Below are 17,325 nucleotides of genomic sequence, written 5' to 3'. Positions count from 1 at the left end.
TATTCACCGGCCGCCGGCAATTTTTGTCCTTGCGAGCGGCAAAAGGCATGTTCCACAGAACTCTCGTCTGTCTGTTTGTGGCCTTCGCCATCGCTGTTCTCGCCTCGTTTCTGGCGGCAGTCGGCTGGCCCGTCGATCTGCTGGCTCATTTTCAGACCCAATACGTTCTTGCCGGATTGCTGTTTGCTGCAGGGTTCGTCTTCTTCCGGAACTGGAACATGGCGGCACTGGCTATCTGCCTGTCGGTGGTCGCTCTCATGCGCATGGGCATCTTCGACAACGGACGCTTTGCCCCAACCGCCGATGCGGCAGAACCGGCGATCAGCGTCGTCACCGCAAATCTCTTCGGCAGCGCCGCAGCGCTCGGCAATCTGGTTGAGGAAAACAGCGCCCGCGGCTTCGATCTCATGATCCTCACGGAGCTGCCGGTACCTGCCGACCAAGGGCTGCTCGACCGGTTTGAAGGCATGCTGCATGTGGCCGGAACGCCCGATCAGGCGCTTGGTGGACGTCCCGCCGCGGTTATCCTCTCGCGCACTGCGCCTCGCAGCGTCGAACTGATCCCTGTAGGCGGGAACCCATACGCGATTACGAAAGCGATTTACTGCGGTATGCAGGCGGAGCCCTGTGTGAGTGTCTTTGCAGTTCACACACTGCCGCCTTTCAGGCGTGACTTCTATCTGCACCAGGCGGACATCCTTCAGAAGCTTGCATCCGAAGTGTCGAGGACGCCGGGACCTGTTCTTGTTGCCGGCGACATGAATGCCGCCTCCTGGGCACCGCTGCTGAAACGGTTTCAGGAAACGGCAGGGGTTCGCAAGGCAGTCTGCGGCAGCCGTTGGACCCCGACATGGCTTGCTCCTGTTCCGGGCATCGGACTCGAACTCGACCATTTTTTCGTCAGGAGCGGGCTTGCGGTCAAAAACTGCGAACTCGGACACTTCAACGGTTCCGATCACTGGCCGGTCTTTGCCGAATTTACTGTTGTCGACGGCAAGTCGTCCGACTGATCTTCGGCGGCAAGCCTGCGTCCACCCGGTCAAAGCGCCATGGACACGAGACAATGCAGTCCGCATAAAAGATTTCCATTCAGAACGTCGGGGATTTTGCCCTGAAGAGCCGGGTTCAAGTCAGACAGATGCTGCAAGCCGCTTCGGACATAAAGACAAGTCTCCTGCGCACGGACCCCGGCGGCCTGCGGCTGATGCGCGGCGTTCATCTGATGCTGACCGTGCTCGGAGCGGTCTTCCTGGCAAATGTCGTGGCAAGCTTCGTGCCCGGTCAGTCGGCCTTCAAACTGGCCGTTCTGGCAGCCGCTAGCGGCGGCCACTGCCTGATGTTCACGCCGGTCTCCACCAGAAAGGCCGAGGTCCTCGGTATCCTGAAGCTTGGCGTTCTGCTGACGACCCTGTTTGCTCTTGGGGCTGTTGTCGCCGAGCTGTCGGGGAAAAGCGCCGCAACCGTTCTGCAAGGGCTCTGGATCGCCGCGATCATGCTCGGTTTTGCCATGCAGGGGCTTGGTCCCTTCTGGCAACGCGCTGGGCGCAGCATGGCGATTTGCTGGCTTTTCGTGGTCCTCGGCAACGTCGGAGGATCGCCCGGCCTCTGGCTTCCGGTCATGGCGGTGCTTGGAATGGTGACAGCGCTCGTGGTTCGCACAGGGCCCTGGCGGCCTTCGACATACCGAACCTACCTGCGGGTCGAAGCTGCAAATCGTCAGGCGATGGCAACCTATCTGAGGCAGCTGTCAGGCTGGGCGACCGGTTCGTCCGGCGATGCGGCCGTTCGGATCAGGGATCTGGCGAAGCTGCGCATGGAACTTCAGGTCTGCGCCGATCTGCTCAGACCGGAAGGTGAGTTGCAGGGCATGTCGCCGGAAGCGGCTATCATGGTGGAACTTGCCCTGGAAGTGGTGGGCGATGCGCGCGACCAGCTGTCCCGGGACGCACGCACCCGTCTGGCGCAAGATGAGGACTTTGGCCGTGCGGTCGACCGGCTTGTCCATCGCCTGGAAACCGATGAGGGCGTTCCGGAAGAGAGCGATATCGGGGAAGGCAAAACCGGCGAAAGCGCACCTGCCGCAAGCTGGCTGCAGGCCGATATGGCAGTAACGGCACATGACCGGTTTCAGGAATTGCGCATTGCCCAGGCTTTCAAGCGTCTGTGGCTGCTGGCGGCAAAAGACCAGTCGGTTCGCCTGAGCCTCGGTACGGATGATGACAGCGGCGAGGGCGGCTGGTTGCGGAAGCTTTCCTGGCGCCTGTCACTTCAGGCAGGTGTCGCAGCCGGGATCAGCTTTTCCCTGGGGCTCGCGTTCGATCTCAATCACGCCTATTGGGTCACGCTCACCATCATCATCGTGCTGTCGAACAGCCTCGGGGCGACACTGCTCCGAACCGCACAGCGGATAGGCGGGACGGCGGGCGGCGTTGTTCTGGCCATGCTGGTCGATCCGGCGCTGGCGGAGTTTCCATCCGTCAGGCTCGTACTGGTTGTCATTGCCATACCCGGGGTCATCGTTTTTCTCGACCGCAATTACGCCATCGCCTCCGGTATCATAAGTTTCCTGGTGGTCATGGGGCTCCAGACGCTTGAAGGTCTGCTCATCGACGAACTCTGGTCGCGTCTCTACGACACGATGATTGGCGCAGGTGTGGGGCTTGCTGCGGCATGGCTGCTGTTTCCCAACCGCACCGGCGCAAGCTTCAAGGGGCTGGCGTCCGATTACCTCAACGCCTGCCGAAGTTGCCTGCGTGCGGAAGGCGGCAAGGCGGATACGGACCTTCAGGATCTCGCCCGGCTTCGAACGGCAGCGAGCACGCTGATCGCCACCGCCAGGTCCTATCGGATCGAGCAAGCTCCCTGGTCGTCGTTCACACGCTCCGCCAGCGACCTCAACGTGCTGGTAATCGTGCTGGCCCAATACGTGGTGCTTTACCGCGAAGCCCGTTCGGACGTCACGCGGGAAACGGTGGAAGCTCAGGCCAGGTCGGGGATAGAGGCGCTTGTCGTTCGCATGGACAAGCGTCTGGAAGATGAGTTCTCGGCTGTCCTGGATGGACGCCCGAGGCAGACCGTCCCGGGCCTGGAGGATGACTGGATGACAGCCATGCCCGAGGGGGCAACAGGCAATCTTGCGCTGGAAACCGGTTGGGTTGCGATGCTCTATCATGCGCGGAAAATCGTCCGATGCCTGGACGGCTTGCGCGAGGAGAAATTCCTCTCCGGCCCAGCCTGAAGACAGCTGTCACCACTGCAAATCCTGGGCGCAGCGGATCGATCTGCCGCGCTTATGAAAACATCAATGAGATTTGTTGGTCAGGAAGGTGCCAGCGCCCTAGCATCGCCTCTCGACTGCGACAGGAGACCCCGCATGACAGACCAGCTCCAGCTTCTTGCCGACGACTTTCGGATTACGCCTGCATTCAGGACAAGCGGCAAGGTGGAGGGTGTTTTCAGGACAGTCTCTGCGGAAGACTTCAGGACCACTGCAACGGTTGCTTTGGAGATGACGTTCGAAGGCATTTCGGGAGACCGGCACGGCGGATACACCCGGAGGTCCGGTGGCCGCGAACCCTGGTATCCACGTGGCACCGAAATGTGCAACGAGCGCCAGATATCCATCCTGTCCGCCGAGGAACTTTCGTTGATTGCCACTCGCATGGAGATTGCCGAACTGAAAGCCGAATGGATCGGCGGCAACATTACCTTGTCCGGCATTCCCAACCTTACGATGGTGCCACCGCGCACCCGGCTGGTGTTCGAGGGCGGTGTGGTTATTCGTGTGGACGGTGACAACAAACCCTGCCGTTTCGCAGGCGAGGCGATCGCCGAAGCCAATCCCGGCCGGGAAGGATTGGACCTGTTGTTCCCGCAAAAGGCAAAGCGCCTGCGAGGCCTTGTTGGCTATGTCGAAATCCCGGGGAAGGTTGCGGCGGGCGAGGCGGTCACCGCCCATGTTCCCGAACAGTGGATCTACGAGCGCATCTGATTTTAAGGCTCGCAGCGATGGAAACCTGTTTCCCGAGGGGCCCGATATTCTCTAGTCTGGATGCTCTGTCATAACCTTCCAACAGGAGCCTCCATGCTGCCGATCCACCACATGATCGACCAGGCGCCACAGCCGGTCGCGCCATTCTCCCATGCCGTCGAAATTGACGGCTGGGTGTTTGTAACCGGCCAGATGCCGACACTGCCGGACGATCCGGAAGCCCCGCTGCCGGAGGGCATAGAGGCGCAGACTGTGCGGGTGATGGAAAACCTGAAGCTCGTTCTGGGCGGCGTCGGGCTCGGCCTTGAAAACACGACTTTCATTCGTGTCTATCTGACTGAATTCAAGCGTGATTATCAGGCTATGAACGACACCTATCGGTCATTTTTCGAACCCGGAAAATTGCCGGGTCGTACCTGTATTGGCGTGTCGGGCCTTGCCGTCGATGCACTGGTCGAGATCGATCTGATCGCCCGGCGGCCGTAACGGCCGGCCGCCCGCAAATCCCATCCGGGGTTGTGTGTGACGGGTACGGATCCGCTTTAAGCACCGGTGTCAGTCCTCGGTTGGGGAGGTATCGTCAGCTTCCAGGCGTTTCGCACATCCCCAGGAGCTCAAAACGTCATTCATTTCGTCCAGTACGAAGAACCGGGCAGCGTCACGGTCATAACCTTCGTCCAGCAACGTATCGTAGTCGGTCAGGGCGTGCCGGACATGACTGGTGGTGGCCTGCCAAAGGGCAATGCCGGGCGGCAGATGGCGCAGGTGTCCGGCGAGGGCAACTTCGAGAATGGCTTCAGCATCTGAAAAGGGAACGCGCGGCAGCAGGACCCGCAAGGCCTTGCGCATGTCTTTTTGCCGCTTGGTGCCGCCGGTCATGAACAGGTCCCGGATTTTCGTGGTTGAGACCGGAGAGGTAAACAAATCCCGGACGGATTAGAAGAGGTCTGGTGGAATTGGTCCGGATTGCCGGTCAGGCGCGAAAGAACTGAAAGCTGCTGGCCCCGGCAGTACCGGACAGGGGAAGCCCTGCAACCCTTCCATTTTCCCTGGCATCGGCAAGAAGGTCCTCGAAAGGCAGGGGAGCGCTGAAATGGTATCCCTGGACCAAACGGCAATGCATCGCTTCCAGAAGTTCCAACTGGTTGCTTTCTTCAACGCCTTCCACCACGCACTGCATCTTCATGGACCGGCACAGGTTGACGATGGAGGTCACGACGCCGCTCGCGATCGGGTCCTTGATACCGGCAACGAAACTGCGGTCGATCTTGACGCAGTCGATAGGCAGCCGGTGCAGGTAGCCAAGGCTGGAATAACCGGTGCCGAAGTCATCCAGCGCGAGTTTGACACCGGCATTTCGAAGAACCTGCAGACAGGTTTCAGCCGCTTCATAACTGCCGATCACGGAAGTCTCGGTAATTTCGAACGTGATCCGCCGCGGGTCTATCGCCGCGCGGCGGATGATCTCGAGCAGCGCAGCCACTGTCTCGGCGGAGGTGACGTCATGTGCGGACAGATTGAAGGATAGCGAGAGCGTTCCGGGTAGGGTCTTGATCTGCTCGACCGCCTTTTCGAACAGCGACAGGGTCAGCCTGTGGATGAGGCCGGCGCGCTCGGCAATGGGAATGAACTTGTCGGGGGCAATCCTGCCAAGCTGCGGGTTGTCCCACCGCGCCAACGCTTCGAAGCCGACAACGAACCGTTCCGGCAACTGGACGACAGGCTGGAAATAGACCTGGAATTCGCTGGCAAGATCGGCGCTTTGAAGCGCGGCCTCGATGGCCCGTTCCGAGCGGATGCGGGCTTCATGTTCAGCCGAATAGACCGTCGTGCGGCCGCGCAGGCTGGTCTTGGAATTGTAAAGGGCGTAGTCGGACCGGTCGAACAGAACATGGGCAGAAGTGCCGGCATCAGGATAGAACGCAATGCCGCAGGACGCGCCAACGGAAACCTGCAGTTCACCGATCCGATAGGGGCGGCTGATCAGTTCGCAAATAGACTGCCCCGTCGAGGCTGCCTCGTAGATGTCTCCGAGATAAAGGAAACCGAACTCGTCGCCGCCGAGACGGCAGATCTCGACATTCGGCAGTCCAAGGCTTTTCAGGCGCGAGCCGACTTCCATCAGCAATTGGTCGCCCAACTGGTGGCCGTAGGTGTCGTTGATGGGCTTGAACCGGTCCAGGTCGACGACGCCGACCGCAAACTGCCGGTCCGTGCCTTCCACTTCGCTGATCAGGGCTTCAAGCCGGTTGAAGAAATAGCGTCGGTTCGGCAGGTCGGTAAGCGCGTCGGTTTGGGCAAGCTTGGAGTTTTCTGCGTTGAGACGCTCCGTTTCTTTCTGTTTGGCGGCCAGGTCCGATTGCGATTCAATCAGTTTACAGAACCCTCGATAGCCGTTCAGAAGAACCTGCAGGACGACCAGGCACACCAGGAAGATATTGAGCCCTATGGCAATGTAGACGTCCTGATTCTGGCCGAGATAGTGCACCAGATAAGGGATCGTCACGATCACCATGACCATCAGGGCAGCCTGCGGCAGATGCATCAGACAGAAGATGCAGCCGATGACGGTGATGGCGATGAAAAGCGCCACATGACCGCGCTCGGCAGGTCCGCCATAGCCGTCCAGGCTCAGCGACCAGGCAATGTAGATGACGGACACCAGACTGCCGAGAATGACGGTCTGCCGCATCTTGCTGATCGCTTCTTGCGGTGTCGGGTCAACTTTGCGGGCGCGTATCCAGGCCACCATGCGAAAGGTCGTGATCAACAGGATCGGCGCAAGAATTCCGACGGTCAGATAAGTCGGCGCGATATCGAAATGGGTATAGGCAACGGCAACCGCATTGACCATGAGGAGGGCATAGAGCGACGGAATCTGGGTCTTGAGCTCATTGTACTGAGCTTGTGCAATTTCCGGATGGCGAGGATCGATCATCATCCATCTCAGGAAAGCCCTGATTTTTTCCATCATTTTCTCCATTGATATTTCTTCTAATCAAAATGAGATAAAGAATTGTTATTGGGGCAGCTTTACTGACCTTAGGTCGTTTTTAGATTTCGAGAGTGTTAAATGTTCAGGTCGGAATTTTAGAGGTACGTTTTGCTAATATTCAGATTGCAAACCCGGGTAGCCGACAAAACATGCCGATTGTACAGGCATGGGGGCGTTGCAGTCTTACACTTGAATTTTGCTGCCGGAAATCGTCAATTTACAGGGGTACAGTCGGCACTCTCAGATTATTTCAGGGACTTTATAGTGGATCATGTATCCAATTTGGTGTGAACGCAACGTGACTACCGCTCAGATCCATGTAATCGTAGCTACGCATATTGTTTTCCCGCGGGCCGTTGCTCTTGAACTGGCGATCATTGACCTCAAACATAAGCGCTGTCTGGCAAATGTGCGGGACGAGCGGCGTGGAGAAAGGGGAGGGAAAAGGAACGGCATCCGGTGTTACGAGGTACCGGCTCGGTAGTTTCAAGAGTTAAGGCAAATCGATTTTTCATTTCTTGTTCGGGCAGAATAAATTGACCAGAAGATCTCACACAATCACAGGGGCTGCCCTATTTTTCGTCGCAGCCATCGTCGTCGCACTTGTCACGGCGGCTGGCCCGGTTCAGGCCGCCGGCATTCAACCGGCCCGCTCGGAGCATTGTGCTCATCGCATCGACGGCCAGATCGGCCGCGGCGACAGCGAACGGATAATCGGCTATTTGCAAACGGCACTGGACCGCGTCGATCAATATCAAATGGATGATCCGTTGGTTCTGTCGCCATTTTCGGTCTGTCTCAATTCGCCGGGCGGTTCGTTGTCAGAAGCAACGCGGATTGCAGCATTCCTGCTTGAGAAGTGGATTGGCACGGTGGTCGACGATGGCGACAGTTGCCTGTCGGCCTGTTCGATCATCTTTTTGATGGGCAGCACGGATGGCGATCTGGGCAAGGGCTTGAACCGCAAGCTGCATGTCAATGCCACACTCGGTCTGCATCGCCCGTCGGTCGACGCCCCGGACGGAGCCGGCTTTTCCGGCGAACAGCTGTCAAAGGCCTTCGACCTGGCCAACGAGGCGATCTACCGTTTCATGGCCTTGGCCAACACGCCACTGGGCCTAACGGACGGCATATTCGTGCAGCCGGATCTGATGCAGAACATGCTCCAGCACAAGGGGCAGGATTTTTTCTATGTCGATACCGTGGGGAAGGCGCTGCGCTGGCAGATCGACCTTTTCGGATATGAGAAGACCACGCTGGTCGACGCCGTGGCGGCCGCGCGGGCATGCCACAACATGTTCACTGTCAGCACGTCCACCGGAAAAGATCTGGTCTACGACTACGAAACCTATACCCAGGATCAGCTGATGGACGGAGTGACAACCTTTCACGCGCATTCCGCAAACGACGGTTACAGTGGCTTTCACTACGAGGTTCATGCGGCTTATTGGGATATGGTTAAGTCCGGTTGCCGGATCGGTGTTGTCGACCTCGGGGAAGGACCGCAGATGTCGGGCTGCGGCGGTTCCTGGTCCGGTGCAGATAATTTTCCCGGCAACGACTTCTGCCTGATTTCAGGACCATTTGCTCCCGACACGTTCGACATGACAGGTAGCAACGACGCCGAGGTCTTGGCGCTCCTCATGGGCAAGTTGCCGGCTTTCGCAATTTACCCTCTGGAAACCACCCTCAGGGATCTACCGGATCTTGCGCGGAAAACTCGGGCAAGGATCGTGGCATCGCCTGATCTTCCCCGGATGCTTGCGGCGCTTGGTTTCCGAGACTGCGCTGAATCCGACCTGTGCAAGCCCGGCGAGCGGGCGGTCTCTGCGAAGGCTTCGAAACCCGACAGTCGCAACTGGCAACGCATCGTCGGCGTGGCATCAAACGACGTGCTCTGGATACGTTCGTGCGAGTCGTCGAAATGCAACAAAGTCGGGTCGCTCGCACCGGGACAATCCGATTTTTACATCACCGAATGCGACGGAGGATGGTGTAAGGTCTTCTGGTCCGACGATAGTTTCGCCGGGTGGTCGAGCAAACGGTATATGGAAGCGCGCTGATCTCCCCTCGAAGGCACACGCCCGGCTCTGGTCGCTTCACAATAAGATAAGCAGACTATTTTTTTATCTTTGAAATACGCTATATAGACGGCTATGGCAGATCGTACTCGAACCCGGCTTTTGAACGCGCTGAAATCCTCCGGCCCACAGACTGCGGCAGATCTTGCCAGCGGGTTGAAGGTGACGTCAGTGGCTGTTCGCCAGCATCTGGACGGCCTGTTGCAGGACGGGCTGGTGGACTTCGATGATCAGAAAGGTTCGGTCGGCCGGCCCAAGCGGGTCTGGGACCTGACACCGGACGGGCACAAGCAGTTTCCCGACAATCATTCCAACCTGGTGCTCGGGTTGATTTCCGGCCTGAACGATATTTTCGGCGAAAAAGGTGTCGACAAGCTGATCGCCCACCGTGAAGCGCAAAGCCGGAAATCCTATACCGAAGCGGTTGGCAAGGCGCCGGATCTGCGCGGCAAGCTGGAAGTGCTTGCCGATCTGCGCAACCGGGAAGGCTACATGGCCGATCTTGTTCCGGAAGGGGCAGGCTACCTGCTGATCGAAAATCACTGTTCGATCTGTGCCGCGGCAACGGCCTGCCAGGGGTTCTGCCGGTCGGAACTCAATCTTTTCAAGGATGTACTTGGGCCAGGTGTCTCGGTCGAACGTACCGAACATCAGCTCTCAGGCGGTCGTCGCTGTGTTTACAGGATTGAGCCGGCGGCCTGATCAGGCGCTGGTCTCAGTCGAGGAGTGTTTTGCGTGTCAATCGCCAAGCCGCTGCTTGCGCGGCTCATCGACCGGTATTTCCATCCGTTCGAAACCCACATCAAACCGCTGGAACTGCCTGTCACGCCTCTTCCGGATGAAGGGCCGCTGAAGCTGGTCTGGCATTTCGCGATGATGTTCCGCTGGCAACTGGTAATCGTTTCCTGCCTGGCGATGATCTCCTCCGGGCTGGGTCTTGCGGGCATCTGGGCGATAGCTTTCGTGGTCGACGGTGTGACCGAGGCAGGGGCGCAGGCGTTTCTGAAAGACAACCTCACCATCCTGGCCGGTTTCTTCCTCCTCTTCGTGATTATTGATCCAATCGCATTTCTCCTGCGCCAGACCTTTGCCTTCCAGACCGTGCGTATTCTTCTGCCGGCGGCAATGCGTTGGCAGGCGCACAAGGCCGTGGAAGCACAGGACCTGGCTTTCTTTGAGGACACATTCGCCGGTCAGGTTGCCTCCCGCATTGCCCAGGTCACCATGTCGGTCCACCGTCAGATGATGCTTTCTATCGAGACGGTTCCGTTCCTGGTCATTCAGTTTGGCGGATCGTTCCTGCTGCTTCTGGCCATGGCCTGGCCGCTGGCCATTCCGGTATTGTTCTGGATATGCGCGAATATCCTCGTCGCCTGGTTGGCGATCCCGGCCTATCTGCAGCGTTCTGCCAAGGTGGCAGCGGCAAATTCCAAGGCCACCGGCGCGATGACAGACGTCTATTCCAACATCGCGATGGTCAAACTGTTTGCGGCGGAAGATTCGGAAGCCGGTGCCATTCGCAAGGTCATCGGCGAAACAATCGACACCAGGCACAGCGAGAACCGGTCCTATATCCTGACCGACAGCGGCGTCTATTTTCTGAACGTGCTGCTGATCCTGGCTGTGGTGGTCATTGGCTTCTGGGGCATGATGAAGGGGTGGGTCTCAATCGGCGACTTTGTCGCCGGGCTGACCGTCACACGCTCGCTGTCGCACGCTTCATCCAGCTTCATAGGGATCGGACAGTCGATCACCAGCACGCTCGGTACGATCCGCGATGCCATGCCGATCATGACGAGCCGGCCGGCAATCATCGACCAGCCGGATGCCGGCGAGCTGAATGTCAGCGCCGGGGAAATCCGCTTCGACAACGTGTCCTTTGCCTATCAGAGTGACCGCAAGCCGGTCCTGGACAAGTTCAACCTGACGATCAAGCCGGGTGAGCGGGTCGGTCTGGTTGGCCTGTCCGGCGCCGGCAAATCGACCGCTGTGTCTTTGCTGATGCGCTTGCGGGACGTGACCGAAGGTCGGATTTCGATCGACGGGCAGGACGTGCGCGATGTCACTCAGGCATCTCTGCGCAGCCGGATCGGCGTTGTCACCCAGGACATCTCCCTTTTGAACCGGTCGATTCGCGACAACATTCGCTATGGCAGGCCGGAAGCCACCGACGACGAGATCCGTGCGGTTGCCCGTGCTGCCGAAGCGCTCGATTTCATTGAGGAGCAGAAGGACAGCAAGGGCCGGACGGGGCTGGATGCCCATGTGGGCGATCGCGGTGTCAAACTCTCCGGCGGTCAGCGCCAACGCATCACGATCGCCAGGGTGCTTTTGAAAGATGCGCCGATCCTGATCCTCGACGAGGCAACCTCTGCCCTCGATAGTGAAGCCGAGCTTGCCATTCAGCAGAACCTAACCCGCATGATGGAAGGGCGCACCACGCTGGCCGTTGCCCACCGTCTGTCGACCATTGCCGCAATGGACCGGCTCGTGGTGATGGATCAAGGCCGGATTGCGGAAGAAGGTACACACCGCGAGCTGCTTGCCTCCGGTGGTCTTTACGCTGCGCTCTGGGAACGTCAATCAGGTGGTTTCCTGGCGCTCAGCGCTGCTGAATAGGGTCTGGTGAAAAGCACCTTGCTTGCGTGAGCTTCCCACTGGCCGGTGCTTCGGGAAAATGTCAGCTTGTGTTGATTTTCCGAAATCCGGCTGACAATACTCCTCTCATGGACAAGAGAGACCGCGCCGTACTTTTTCGCGAACGCCTGTCGGATGCCTTGCGCAGCCGGGATATGAACCGATCGGATCTGGCACGCGGTGCCGGGCTCGACCGGTCAACCGTTTCCCAGTTGTTGTCGGAAGATGCACCCCGCCTGCCAAACGGGCAGGCGCTGGCTGCCATTGCGACCGCGCTCAGCGTTTCTTCCGACTGGTTGCTTGGTCTTTCCACCCACCGCGGGGCCGCGGCCGAAATCCTGGATCAGGCAGTTCAGGTGGCAGAGACCGAGCGGCACCCGGTCGATGAACATCTGCTCGCCTGGTATCGCGATGCGGTCGGGGCGAAGATCCGGCATGTGCCCGCCAACCTGCCGGATGTCCTCAAGACCGAAGCTGTTCTGGCTTTCGAGTACTCCGGCGAAACGTTGCGCACCGCCGACCAGGCCATAACCGGCACCAGGGATCAGAGGGCACTCCTCAGCCGGGCGGAATCCGACATGGAAATCGCCCTGTCGAAAGAGGCGCTGGAAGGCTTTGCCCGCGGAGAGGGGCTATGGCAGGGGCTTCCGGTTGACCTGCGTCGCGAACAGCTGGAGGTCATGGGGCTTACCTTGAGCGAGCTTTACCCCTCGCTACGTCTGCATCTCTTCGGCGCGACCGACCGGTTCTCCGCACCTTTCACGGTCTTCGGGCAGAAATGGGCGGCACTCTACCTCGGGCAGCGCTACCTGGCGTTTTCCAACACGCGCCACGTCCAGCTCTTCTCCAGCCACTTTGACGACCTCGTTCGCCACGCGGTCATCCGCTCGCATGAGGCCGGTGATTTTGCCGTTCAACTGGCGCGCCAGCTCGACTGACGTCTGTTCGTTTTTAGCTGCAAGAAATGGTCACCTTGCAGCCATGGATATCTTGTGAGCCGCAGGCACAGCCAGGTTGGGTCGATCAGCAGCAGGGGTGCGCCTCGAGAAAGCCTGTTTCTGGAAACCTTCACCTTGAAGGACGACGCAAGGCCCCCGCTGACGCTTTGGTCCTAGGCGTGGGCGGACTTTGCGGCTTCCACCGACTTGGCCGGGTGAAAGCTTTCTGCTTCCGCCATTTCCCAATAGGTCGAGTAGCCCGGAATGTTGTGCGACTTTTCCAGGAGGGCCCCCTTCTTCAACCAGGACAGCGCGACGCTGGCCGGCATGATTTCGCGAAGACCTTCGTGCAGGTAGAAATGTTCCGGCTTGAATTCGCGCGGATGGCTAAGCCCGGCAGCAGCAGAAAAATCCCGAAGCGACTTCAGCGTGTTGCGATGAAAATTCGCGACGCGCTGTGCCTTGTCGGGAACAACCAGGGCCTGCTGGCGCTTGGGGTCCTGCGTGGCGACGCCGGTGGGGCAACGGTTGGTGTGGCAGCTCTGGGACTGGATGCAGCCGACTGCGAACATGAAGCCGCGCGCAGAGTTGACCCAGTCGGCGCCCAGAGCCAGCGCCCCTGCAATGTCGAATGCGCTGATCAGCTTGCCGGCGGCACCGATCCGGATATCTTCGCGAAGGCCCGTGCCGACAAGGCAATTGTGTACGAAGGTCAGACCCTGGCGCAGAGGTGTTCCCAACCTGTTGGCAAATTCCACCGGTGCGGCGCCTGTCCCGCCTTCGGCACCGTCGACCACGATGAAATCCGGCTTGATGCCGGTCTTCAGCATGGCCTTGACGATGGCCATGAATTCCCAGCGATGACCGATGCACAGCTTGAAGCCGACCGGCTTGCCACCTGAGAGCTCTCGCAACTGAACGATGAAATGCAGCAGTTCAACCGGGGTCGAGAAAGCGGAATGAGAGGCAGGTGATATGCAGTCGGTGCCGATCGGAACGCCGCGAGCTTCGGCGATTTCTTCCGTCACTTTCGGTCCGGGCAGCACACCGCCGTGACCAGGTTTGGCCCCCTGGCTCATCTTGATTTCGATCATCTTGATCTGCGGTTCGACAGCCTGCTTGGCGAACTTTTCGGCATCGAAAGTGCCATCGTCGGCGCGGCAGCCGAAATAGCCGCTGCCAAGTTCCCAGACCAGATCGCCACCGCCTTGCCGGTGATAGCGCGAAACGCTGCCTTCCCCGGTGTCGTGATAGAAACCGCCTGCCTTGGCGCCCTTGTTCAAAGCCAGAATGGCATTGCCGGAGAGTGAGCCGAAGCTCATGGCCGAAATGTTGTAGAGGGAAGCCGAATAAGGCTGTTTGCAGTCCGGTCCGCCAATCGTCACGCGCATGTCTTCATGGTTGTGCGGTTTGGGACAGATCGAATGGTTCACCCAGCCATAGGAAGTGTCGTAGACGTCAAGTTCTGTACCGAACGGCAGAACATCCTCGATATCCTTCGCCCGGTCATAAACCATGGAGCGCCGCTCCCGCGAAAACGGTCTGCCGTCCTGGTTGCTTTCAAAAAAATACTGGCGCAGTTCCGGCCGGATCGCTTCGAACAGGAAACGGAAATGACCGGAAACAGGATAGTTGCGCAGGATCGCATGTCGGGTCTGGCGGATATCGAGATAACCGATCGCCGAGAGCACTGCAAAAACCAGAAATGGCCAGACGAAGTAGCCGCTGAGGGCAAACGTCAGGACAAGTGCAACCAGGGCAAGTACGATACAAAGAATGAAAACGGTATAGCGGGCGGGAAACACGGACGGGTGACTCCTATTCGGCGGGCTGTCTAGTTGTGTCAGGCTGCGGCCAAAAAGGAAAGAGCGATCAACACTGTTGATCGCTCTTGCATGGAACCGGTTTGAGCTCAGACCATGTGGTGCACGTTCAGCTTGTTGCCGTCCAGGTCCCGGAAATAGGCGGCATAAAAGCCGTTGTCGGCGCGCTGGCCGGGCTTGCCTTCGTCCGTCGCGCCAAGCTCTATGGCTTTACGGTAGACCGCGTCGACCTGTGCCCGGTTCTGGGCGGACAAGGCGACCATGACGCCATTGCCGACGGTCGCCTGTTTGCCGTCATAAGGAATATGCACGGAAAAGGCTGACGTGGTCGGCTGGTTCGCCCAGACGATGAAGTCATCGAACTCCATCAGCCGCTGTGCGCCGAGTTCCGCCAGCAATGCGTCGTAAAACGCCGCTGACCGCTTCAGGTCGTTGGTTCCCAAAGACGTATATCCGATCATGAGTTTCTCCTGAAAATTGGTGTGTGCGGTGCCGGCGTGATGGATTTAGGTGTTTGCAAAAATGTTTGGAATAGGCAGATTTAAGGTGGAAGTTTTCAAATTTGAAAGAGCATGATGGATTGGAACTACCTTCGAACGTTTCACGCGGTCGCCGAGACCAGCAGTCTCGGCAAGGCTGCGGAAAAGCTCGCAATCAGCCATGCCACGGCGTTCAGGCACATCCGTTCTCTGGAAGAGCAGCTTGGCTCCAGGTTGTTCGAAAAAGTGAAGGGCCGTTACCGACCCACCGAGGCTGGTGCCGAAATTCTGGATCTGGCGCAGTCTGTTGTCGTTGCCATGGAGGACATCGACCGGCGGATATCCGGGGCGGATCTGGCTTTGAAGGGGCGAATTCGATTGACGGCCCCTGCAAGTTTCGCAGCCCATTTCCTTCCCGGGTATCTGCGTGACTTCAAGGCCCGGTTTCCCGACATCACCGTTGAGCTGCTGACCTCCAACGAGGAGATCAACATGTCCAGCAGGGCTGCGGAGATTGCCCTGCGGGTCACGTCATCTCCACCCGAACATCTGATCGGACGCAAGGTCGCAGATATTCCCTGGGCCTATTTCGCAAGCCAGACCTATCTGGAGCGCAAAGGCGTGCCGTCGAATTCGGCCGATCTCACAACTCATGACCTGATTGGTGCAAGCGGACTGCTGTCCCAGCGGCCCGGTTTCCAACAGATGGACAGATCGCATCGCGACAGGATCGTGGTCCGAAGTGATGATCTGATGACCATGGCTGCATTGGCGCGCAAGGGGTTGGGGACATGCCTCGTTCCGGTGGATGTCGCACAAGGCGGCTTGCAGAAATTGGCCTTCACCAATGACGTACCAGCAAACGAGCTCTGGGTACTGACCCATCCCGACCTTCGCTCTGTCGAACGGGTCGCCTGCATGACGCGGTTTCTGGCAACAGCCTTCGGGGCCGAAGCCGCCTTTTCAGATACGTAGCTTGGTTTTAGACGACATAGTCTAATCAGATCCTGTCAGCGCCGATCATCGACAGGAGCCGTTCTGCCGTACCTCGCGCACCCGGTTCGCTTGCCATGATGTCTGCCACCCGTTTGGCGCCGACACGATACACAGGGTCTTCGAGCTGCATTAGCGACCGGGCGAGTTTCGACGGAGTGAGCGACTTTTGCCGGATCGGTGCAGGCCCGGCTCCGATCTTGTGTACCTGCGCACCCCAGAAGGGCTGATCGCCGAAGACGGGACAGACCAGCGAAGGTTTGCCCCAGCGCAGGGCTTCGTGGGTGGTGCCGGCACCACCGTGGTGGACGATTGCCGCGCAACGCGGGAAAAGCCAGCTGTGAGGTGCTTTATCCAGCAGGAAGACGCGGCCTGAAAGTGTCTGCGGCAGGCTTTGCCCGGACAATCCTCCCCAGCCCGTCGCCAGGATCGCACGTTGGCCGGTTTGTTCCAGGGCTGCAAGCACGGTTTCTGTCAGCTTTGCCGGGTTCCTGCTCGGCATGGAGCCAAAGCCCAGATAGATCGGCTCCGGGCCGTTTTCCAGAAACGAAGCCAGGTCTTCCGGCGGAACGTAGTTCGGATCAGGTTCGGTCAGCCAATAGCCGCAGGCCCAGTTGTTCTCCGGCCAGTCTGGTGGTGTTGGCACGAGACCCCGGGAAAAAGCCTGAAGGGACAGCGGCGATCCTCCGCCGGGCATATGGCCGTCCATCAGATCGCCCGAATGGGCAGGCGCATCCTTCGTCCCCGCTTCCGCGCGGACGGCCTTTGCGAGCGGCGCGATACCCAGCCGCATCAGGGAGCGACCGATGGCAAAACTTCGCCGATTCAGGAAAGGACCGAGGTCGGGCAACCCGAAAAGCGGTAGCGGGAAGGAACCCGTTGCCGCGCTCACCGGCTGAAGCGCTGTCGGCAGGGCGGGTACGTCGAGATGACGCGCTACAAGTGTCAGGACAGTTGCCTTAAGATTGAACAGGATAAGGTCCGGTTTTTCCTGGATGCCGATCTGCCAGAGGCGCCGGGCGGCCTCCTTCTGCAGATCGATATTCTTGCGGGCTGCACGGAATTTGCCCTTCAACGTAAACAGCGCAGCCTGAATGTCCTCATTTTGCAGAAGGGCTTGATAATCGAGTGGAACCGGCCGTGACCGGGCACCGGCGGCGGTGATCATGTCATCGAAACCTTCTCCCGTCGTCACCACGACGTCGGCGCCCATCTTTGCCAGGTCGTGTGCTAGGGCAACATAGGGCTGAACGTCTCCGCGCGTGCCCAGAGAGGCAATGAGGATCTTCTTTCGGGGAGTTGGCATCAGGGCCTCGGTTCGGAAAATCTGGCGGGGCTTCGGTAGGCTTCCCTCAGATGGCGGCCCGCAGCAGTAATTGCAACCGTAG

Annotated in this window: 14 protein-coding genes; 9 read left to right on the top strand and 5 right to left on the bottom strand. The window is 59.0% G+C overall.

The genetic code is table 11. The features are described from left to right. Positions 1-47: 47 nt before the first annotated feature. The 4 genes from HEP89_RS26975 (at position 48) to HEP89_RS26960 (ending at position 4,477) form a co-directional block, all read left to right on the top strand. Complete coding sequence (locus HEP89_RS26975) at positions 48-1,010, top strand: endonuclease/exonuclease/phosphatase family protein (protein WP_168693475.1); 963 nt, start codon at positions 48-50, stop codon at positions 1,008-1,010. 128 nt (positions 1,011-1,138) lie between these two features. After that, positions 1,139-3,238, top strand: coding sequence for an FUSC family protein (locus HEP89_RS26970; RefSeq protein ID WP_168693474.1), 2,100 nt, complete (start codon positions 1,139-1,141; stop codon positions 3,236-3,238). Between the two features lie 135 nt (positions 3,239-3,373). Next, entirely contained in the window at positions 3,374-3,991 is a 618-nt protein-coding gene (locus tag HEP89_RS26965) for a molybdenum cofactor sulfurase (RefSeq protein ID WP_168693473.1), read from the top strand. Between the two features lie 93 nt (positions 3,992-4,084). Next, complete coding sequence (locus tag HEP89_RS26960) at positions 4,085-4,477, top strand: RidA family protein (RefSeq protein ID WP_168693472.1); 393 nt, start codon at positions 4,085-4,087, stop codon at positions 4,475-4,477. Positions 4,478-4,546: 69 nt separating this feature from the next. Here the strand turns inward: HEP89_RS26960 and HEP89_RS26955 are convergent, their stop codons facing one another. Beyond that, positions 4,547-4,870, bottom strand: coding sequence for a DUF2293 domain-containing protein (locus HEP89_RS26955; RefSeq protein ID WP_055659520.1), 324 nt, complete (start codon positions 4,868-4,870; stop codon positions 4,547-4,549). A gap of 94 nt (positions 4,871-4,964) precedes the next feature. After that, on the bottom strand, positions 4,965-6,965 hold the full coding sequence (locus HEP89_RS26950; RefSeq protein WP_209014834.1) for an EAL domain-containing protein: 2,001 nt from the start codon (positions 6,963-6,965) through the stop codon (positions 4,965-4,967). 557 nt (positions 6,966-7,522) lie between these two features. Between HEP89_RS26950 and HEP89_RS26945 the strand changes: the two genes are divergently transcribed. The 4 genes from HEP89_RS26945 (at position 7,523) to HEP89_RS26930 (ending at position 12,642) form a co-directional block, all read left to right on the top strand. Further along, a complete protein-coding gene (locus HEP89_RS26945) occupies positions 7,523-9,049 on the top strand; it encodes a hypothetical protein (RefSeq protein ID WP_168693470.1) in 1,527 nt (508 codons plus the stop codon). A gap of 93 nt (positions 9,050-9,142) precedes the next feature. Next, the gene (locus HEP89_RS26940; protein WP_168693469.1) at positions 9,143-9,769 is read left to right on the top strand and encodes a metalloregulator ArsR/SmtB family transcription factor; all 627 of its coding nucleotides are present in this window, start codon (positions 9,143-9,145) and stop codon (positions 9,767-9,769) included. 33 nt (positions 9,770-9,802) lie between these two features. Beyond that, positions 9,803-11,686 (top strand): ABC transporter ATP-binding protein, encoded by a 1,884-nt coding sequence (locus HEP89_RS26935; protein ID WP_168693468.1) that lies wholly within the window; start codon positions 9,803-9,805, stop codon positions 11,684-11,686. 107 nt (positions 11,687-11,793) lie between these two features. Continuing rightward, a complete protein-coding gene (locus tag HEP89_RS26930; RefSeq protein WP_022997860.1) occupies positions 11,794-12,642 on the top strand; it encodes a helix-turn-helix transcriptional regulator in 849 nt (282 codons plus the stop codon). A 173-nt stretch (positions 12,643-12,815) separates the two neighbouring features. Here HEP89_RS26930 and HEP89_RS26925 read toward each other — a convergent pair whose 3' ends face one another. Both HEP89_RS26925 and HEP89_RS26920 read right to left on the bottom strand, forming a co-directional pair. Continuing rightward, complete coding sequence (locus HEP89_RS26925) at positions 12,816-14,447, bottom strand: FMN-binding glutamate synthase family protein (protein WP_168687995.1); 1,632 nt, start codon at positions 14,445-14,447, stop codon at positions 12,816-12,818. A 107-nt stretch (positions 14,448-14,554) separates the two neighbouring features. Further along, positions 14,555-14,926 (bottom strand): VOC family protein, encoded by a 372-nt coding sequence (locus HEP89_RS26920; RefSeq protein ID WP_168693467.1) that lies wholly within the window; start codon positions 14,924-14,926, stop codon positions 14,555-14,557. Positions 14,927-15,037: 111 nt separating this feature from the next. Here HEP89_RS26920 and HEP89_RS26915 point away from each other — a divergent pair, with 111 nt between their 5' ends. Continuing rightward, positions 15,038-15,919 (top strand): LysR family transcriptional regulator, encoded by an 882-nt coding sequence (locus HEP89_RS26915; protein ID WP_168693466.1) that lies wholly within the window; start codon positions 15,038-15,040, stop codon positions 15,917-15,919. Between the two features lie 25 nt (positions 15,920-15,944). Here HEP89_RS26915 and HEP89_RS26910 read toward each other — a convergent pair whose 3' ends face one another. Beyond that, the gene (locus tag HEP89_RS26910; RefSeq protein ID WP_168693465.1) at positions 15,945-17,243 is read right to left on the bottom strand and encodes a glycosyltransferase; all 1,299 of its coding nucleotides are present in this window, start codon (positions 17,241-17,243) and stop codon (positions 15,945-15,947) included. Positions 17,244-17,325 lie beyond the last annotated feature (82 nt).

Origin of the sequence: Labrenzia sp. 5N, assembly GCF_012395805.1 — a bacterium.
Taxonomy (GTDB): Bacteria; Pseudomonadota; Alphaproteobacteria; order Rhizobiales; family Stappiaceae; genus Roseibium; species Roseibium algicola.
The sequence above is the reverse complement of the archived record's forward strand: the minus strand, read 5'-3'. Positions and strand labels throughout refer to the sequence as shown.

Bases quoted from the DNA above. Each gene is read 5' to 3' on its own strand.
- HEP89_RS26970 (WP_168693474.1), top strand. From the start codon at position 1,139: ATGCTGCAAGCCGCTTCGGACATAAAGACAAGTCTCCTGCGCACGGAC.
- HEP89_RS26955 (WP_055659520.1), bottom strand. From the start codon at position 4,870: ATGACCGGCGGCACCAAGCGGCAAAAAGACATGCGCAAGGCCTTGCGG.
- HEP89_RS26920 (WP_168693467.1), bottom strand. From the start codon at position 14,926: ATGATCGGATATACGTCTTTGGGAACCAACGACCTGAAGCGGTCAGCG.
- HEP89_RS26930 (WP_022997860.1), top strand. From the start codon at position 11,794: ATGGACAAGAGAGACCGCGCCGTACTTTTTCGCGAACGCCTGTCGGAT.
- HEP89_RS26965 (WP_168693473.1), top strand. From the start codon at position 3,374: ATGACAGACCAGCTCCAGCTTCTTGCCGACGACTTTCGGATTACGCCT.
- HEP89_RS26910 (WP_168693465.1), bottom strand. From the start codon at position 17,243: ATGCCAACTCCCCGAAAGAAGATCCTCATTGCCTCTCTGGGCACGCGC.
- HEP89_RS26915 (WP_168693466.1), top strand. From the start codon at position 15,038: ATGATGGATTGGAACTACCTTCGAACGTTTCACGCGGTCGCCGAGACC.
- HEP89_RS26975 (WP_168693475.1), top strand. From the start codon at position 48: ATGTTCCACAGAACTCTCGTCTGTCTGTTTGTGGCCTTCGCCATCGCT.
- HEP89_RS26950 (WP_209014834.1), bottom strand. From the start codon at position 6,965: ATGATGGAAAAAATCAGGGCTTTCCTGAGATGGATGATGATCGATCCT.
- HEP89_RS26940 (WP_168693469.1), top strand. From the start codon at position 9,143: ATGGCAGATCGTACTCGAACCCGGCTTTTGAACGCGCTGAAATCCTCC.
- HEP89_RS26960 (WP_168693472.1), top strand. From the start codon at position 4,085: ATGCTGCCGATCCACCACATGATCGACCAGGCGCCACAGCCGGTCGCG.